Origin of the sequence: uncultured Methylobacterium sp. (genome assembly GCF_964244095.1) — a bacterium.
GTDB lineage: Bacteria > Pseudomonadota > Alphaproteobacteria > Rhizobiales > Beijerinckiaceae > Methylobacterium.
This window is the reverse complement of the sequence record NZ_CAXTHR010000215.1, coordinates 1-4642: the sequence shown is the minus strand read 5'-3', so window position 1 is coordinate 4642 and position 4642 is coordinate 1. Positions and strand designations below refer to the sequence as shown.

At 71.9% G+C, this 4642-nt stretch carries 6 protein-coding genes and 1 pseudogene; 6 read left to right on the top strand and 1 reads right to left on the bottom strand.

The window, feature by feature from the left end; genetic code table 11:
- From ACFE86_RS21225 to thiL, 5 genes and pseudogenes are all read left to right on the top strand, one after another.
- Positions 1-759, top strand: a pseudogene (locus tag ACFE86_RS21225) (DNA polymerase III subunit alpha); the annotation flags it as partial.
- A gap of 133 nt (positions 760-892) precedes the next feature.
- Complete coding sequence (locus ACFE86_RS21220; protein ID WP_375457298.1) at positions 893-1036, top strand: hypothetical protein; 144 nt, start codon at positions 893-895, stop codon at positions 1034-1036.
- Between the two features lie 201 nt (positions 1037-1237).
- Positions 1238-1720: a 6,7-dimethyl-8-ribityllumazine synthase gene (gene ribH, locus ACFE86_RS21215; protein ID WP_375457297.1), complete on the top strand. Its 483-nt coding sequence runs from the start codon at positions 1238-1240 to the stop codon at positions 1718-1720.
- A 93-nt stretch (positions 1721-1813) separates the two neighbouring features.
- Positions 1814-2299, top strand: a complete 486-nt coding sequence (nusB, locus tag ACFE86_RS21210; RefSeq protein ID WP_375457296.1) for a transcription antitermination factor NusB — start codon at positions 1814-1816, stop codon at positions 2297-2299.
- The gene (thiL, locus tag ACFE86_RS21205; protein WP_375457295.1) at positions 2296-3294 is read left to right on the top strand and encodes a thiamine-phosphate kinase; all 999 of its coding nucleotides are present in this window, start codon (positions 2296-2298) and stop codon (positions 3292-3294) included. Before nusB ends, thiL begins: the two co-directional genes overlap by 4 nt.
- On the opposite strand, the gene ACFE86_RS21200 is transcribed toward thiL, so the two are convergent.
- Positions 3214-3621 carry a hypothetical protein gene (locus tag ACFE86_RS21200; protein ID WP_375457294.1) on the bottom strand — a complete coding sequence of 136 codons (408 nt, stop codon included), beginning with the start codon at positions 3619-3621 and terminating at the stop codon, positions 3214-3216. The two genes, thiL and ACFE86_RS21200, sit on opposite strands and share 81 nt — an antisense overlap.
- Before the next feature lie 338 nt (positions 3622-3959).
- On the opposite strand from ACFE86_RS21200, the gene ACFE86_RS21195 reads away from it, so the two are divergent.
- A partial coding sequence (locus ACFE86_RS21195) for a sodium/proton-translocating pyrophosphatase (protein WP_375457293.1) occupies positions 3960-4642 on the top strand: 683 nt, incomplete at its 3' end.

Here is a 4642-nt window from a genome sequence, read left to right as displayed (position 1 = left end):
GCCTTCGCCGCCGTCGAGCCGATGATGAAGCTCGCCCAAGGGGCGGCCGAGGCAGAGACCGCCGGCATCGCCGACATGTTCGGCGGCGTCGTCTCCGAGACGGTGTCCCTGCGCATCCCGCCCCACGAGTGCTGGCCGATGGCGGACAAGCTCAAGCGCGAGTACGACGCCATCGGCTTCTTCGTCTCAGGGCATCCGCTCGACGAGTACGGCGAGCTGCTGGGCAAGCTCCGGGTGCAGAGCTGGGCCGAGTTCTGCCGCTCGGTCCGCGCCGGCACGTCGAGCGTCGGCAAGGTCGCGGCCTCGGTCCTCGACCGCGCCGAGCGCCGCACCAAGACCGGCAACAAGCTCGGCATCGTCACGCTCTCGGACCAGACCGGGCACTTCGAGGCGATCATCTTCTCGGAAGGGCTCGGCCACTACCGCGACATCCTGGAGCCCGGCCAGCCGCTGGTGCTCCAGCTCCAGGCGAGCATCGAGGGCGAGGACGTGCGCGCCCGCATCCTCGCCGCCGAGCCGCTGGACGCCGCGGTCGCGCGTTACCAGAAGGGCATGCGCATCTACCTGCGCGACGGCGGCCCGATCGGCACCGTGCAGCAGCGCCTCGCGGTCCGCGGCGAGGGCGAGGTCTCCCTCATCCTGCTGCTGGACGGCGAGCGCGAGGTCGAGGTCAAGCTGCCGGGCCGGTACCAGGCGACGCCGCAGATCGCCGGGATGCTGCGCGCGGTGCCGGGCGTGGTGCAGGTGGAGGTGAACTGAGCGCGTCCGTTCACCCGGCATCAACCCTGTTTCGCGGGAAATCGGCGCGCACCGCGATTCGCGTGCGCCGGCGCAACCGCCTCAAAACCGATCGATCCTAGACACCCCCGCTTGACCATGCGGGACGAGGGCGATGCGGACGAAGGTGGTGCTGGCGCTGACGGTGATCGTCTACCTGACGACCGGGCGGGCGCCGGGGTTTCGCGAACTGCGCAATCCGGATGCGGAGGCGGGCAGCGGGCGGATGATCGTCGCGGTGAAGCGCGCCTGGATCTAAGCAGGTTTTCGTGGCTTCCCCGCATCCACCCCCAAACGCGTTGCCCTGAACGCGTTGCCCTGACGCTCCGGCCGGCGCGCTTGTGGCGGCGCCCGCTTCGGTCTAACCCTCGCGGCTCCGAACATCCTTGGATGCGCGACGGCCGGAAGACGGCGCGTCGGCACGCGCCGGCCGCCCGCGCGGCGGAGTCCCACGAGTCCCATGGTCAGCCACCGCAAGGACGCGCCCGCGTCCCCGAAAATCCCCGGCGCCCGGGTCCTCGTGGTCGAGGCGCGCTTCTACGACGCGCTCGCCGACGCGCTGCTCGCCGGCGCGCGCGCGGCCATCGCCGCCGCCGGGGCCGAGGCGACGGTCGTGACCGTGCCGGGCGCCCTCGAGATCCCGGCCGCGGTGGCGATCCTCGTCGAGGCGGCGGCGCAAGCGGGCAATCCCTACGACGCCGTCGTGGCGCTCGGCTGCGTGATCCGCGGCGAGACCGGGCATTACGACATCGTCGCGGGCGAGAGCGCGCGGGCGCTGATGGACCTCTCGGTCGCCCTGCGCCTGCCGCTCGGCAACGGCATCCTCACGGTGGAGAACGAGGCGCAGGCGTCGGCCCGGGCGCGCGTCTCCGAGATGAACAAGGGCGGCGGCGCGGCCGAGGCGGCGCTCGCCGTCCTCGCCCTGAAGCGCGCCGTCGCGTAAGCATTTTCGAGCGACGTGGATGCCGGTTCGCGTGACGAAGATGCGCCCTTCCGGTCGCTTCGCGGACGTCGCGAACTGGAAAGTCTGAAAGTCATGGCCAAGATCACCACCGCCAAGATCAACGGCCGCAGCGGCGCCCGCCTCTCGGTGGTGCAGGCGCTCTACGACATGGAGATCTCTGGCAAGGGCGTGCTCGACGCGCTCGCCGAGTTCGAGACCTTCTGGATCGGCAAGGAGATCGACGGCGTCGTCCACCCGCCCGCCGAGCCCGCCTTCTTCCGCGACCTGCTGCGCGGCGTCGTCGCGGAGCAGCGCGCCATCGATCCGCAGATCGACCAGGCGCTGAGCCAGGGCTGGCCGCTGAAGCGGATCGAGGCGGTCCTGCGCGCGATCCTGCGCGCCGGGGCGTACGAGCTGATGTTCCGCCCCGACGTGCCGGCCCGCGCCGCGATCTCCGAATACGTCGACGTCGCCCACAGCTTCTACACCGGCGACGAGCCCGGCCTCGTCAACGCCGTGCTCGACAAGCTCGCCCGCCAGACCCGCGCCGCGGAGCTGTCCGGCGCCAAGCAGGGGTGAGCGCCGCGCCGCGCCCCTCCGAGGCGGCGCTGATCGCGCGCTTCTTCGCGCCGCTCGCCGGTCCCGGCACTGAGGGCCTGCGCGACGATGCGGCGAGCCTCGCCCCCACGCCCGGGCACGACCTCGTCCTCACCGCCGACGCGATCGTTTCCGGCATCCACTACTTTCCCGACGACCCGCCCGCCTCGATCGCCCGCAAGGCGCTCGGCGTGAACCTGTCGGACATCGCGGCCAAGGGCGCCGCGCCGCGCGGCTTCCTCCTGACCCTGGCGCTGCCCGGCGACTGGACCGAGGCATGGCTTGCCGGCTTCGCCGAGGGGCTGGGGCAGGCGAGCCGCGACTTCGCCTGCCCGCTCCTCGGCGGCGACACGGTGGGGTCCGGCGGTCCCGCCCTGATCGGCGTCACCGCGATCGGCGAGGTTCCGGCGGGCGCCATCGTGCGCCGGACCAGCGCCCGGATCGGCGACCGCATCTGCGTCAGCGGCACCATCGGCGATGCGGCGCTCGGCCTGCGGATGCGCCTCTCCCCGGAGGCCGCCTGGGTCCCGCGGCTCGATGCGGATGCGCGCGGACACCTCGCGGACCGCTATCGCCATCCGCGCCCGCGGCTCGCACTCGCACCCGCGCTCCTGCGCTTCGCCACCGCGGCGATGGACGTGTCGGACGGGCTCGCGGGCGACCTCGCCAAGATGCTGGCGGGGGCGGGACGGGGCGCCGTCGTCGACGTGGCGGCGGTGCCGCTGTCGCCCGCCGCGGATTGCGCGATCCGCATGGAGCCGGACCTGATCGAGGCGGCGCTCACCGGCGGCGACGATTACGAGATCCTCTGCACCGTGGCACCCGGCGACCTCGACGGCCTCCGCGCCGCGGCGGCAACGGCCGGCATCGCGCTCGCCGTCATCGGGACCGTCGTCTCAGGCGGCGGACCGCCGGTCTTCCGGACGGAGGCCGGTCCCGCGCGGGTCTTCACGACGGGCGCGTTCAGCCATTTCTGAGAAGGTCTCCGAGATCGCGCGCGCCCGCTGCGGCGCGACGGGCGTCGCCGCCACCGTCGTCCGGCCGAGCTGACGCCGCACCGCGTCGAGCATGCTCGTCGCGACGAGCGGCACCCAGAGGTCGGAGCCGGCCTGGACGCTCGCCGCCGTTCCGGGCAGGGGCCCGTCGGTTCGCGCCGGCTTCGAGAGCGACCGCTGCAGCACCTGCAGCAGATCGTCCTGCACCGCCTCGGGCTGCCGGCTCACGCGTTCCGCCAGGAGGAACCGCACCGCGCCCGACAACACCTCGATCGTCGCCGCAAGCTTCGCCACCTGATCGCTGCTCATCGTCCCATCCTCGTCATTTATGCAACCAGGAGTAGAGTATGCGATGGTTAACGCTGCGTTAACGGGAGCGCGGGTGAGACCGAACGCCTGCGGTGCGGATCGCGGCGATGCGCCGTCGGCACGTCTGGAATATCCGCGTTGCCCGTCCTCTCCGCAGCGCGGCCGGCTCCGGCATTCGCGGGTAGGCGCGGCGTTTGCGCTCGACCGCGAAGTTTGGCAATCAAGTCCGGCCCTCCTGGGAAGGAATGTCGATTCCGAGCCGTACGTCCGGACCGCGGGGCCAAGCTCGGTAACGACCAAGCCAACGCCGGGCGTCATAAAGACAAAGGGACGGGTGCATGACCGCTCTGCTGCTGATCATCCTGGGCGGGCTCTGCGCCGTCGCCTACGGGATCGTCACGATCAACGACGTGATGCGACGCGACGCCGGGACCCAGCGCATGCAGGAGATCGCAGCCGCGATCGCCGAGGGCGCGCAGGCCTATCTCAGGCGCCAATACGCCACCATCGCGATCGTCGGCATCGTGCTGTTTGCAGCACTCGCCTACTTCCTCGGCATCAAGGTCGCGGTCGGCTTCCTGATCGGCGCGGTGCTCTCGGGGGCGGCGGGCTTCATCGGTATGAACGTCTCGGTGCGCGCCAACGTCCGCACCGCGCAGGCCGCATCGACCTCGCTCGGCGGCGGCCTGGAGGTCGCGTTCAAGTCCGGCGCGGTCACCGGCATGCTGGTCGCCGGCTTGGCGCTGCTCGGCGTCGCGCTCTACTACCTCTACCTCACCCGCGGCGCCGGGTTGGAGCCCGCGAGCCGTGAGGTGATCGACGCGCTGGTCGCGCTCGGCTTCGGCGCCTCGCTGATCTCGATCTTCGCGCGGCTCGGCGGCGGCATCTTCACCAAGGGCGCCGATGTCGGCGGCGACCTCGTCGGCAAGGTCGAGGCCGGGATTCCCGAGGACGATCCGAGGAACCCCGCCACCATCGCCGACAACGTCGGCGACAACGTCGGCGACTGCGCCGGCATGGC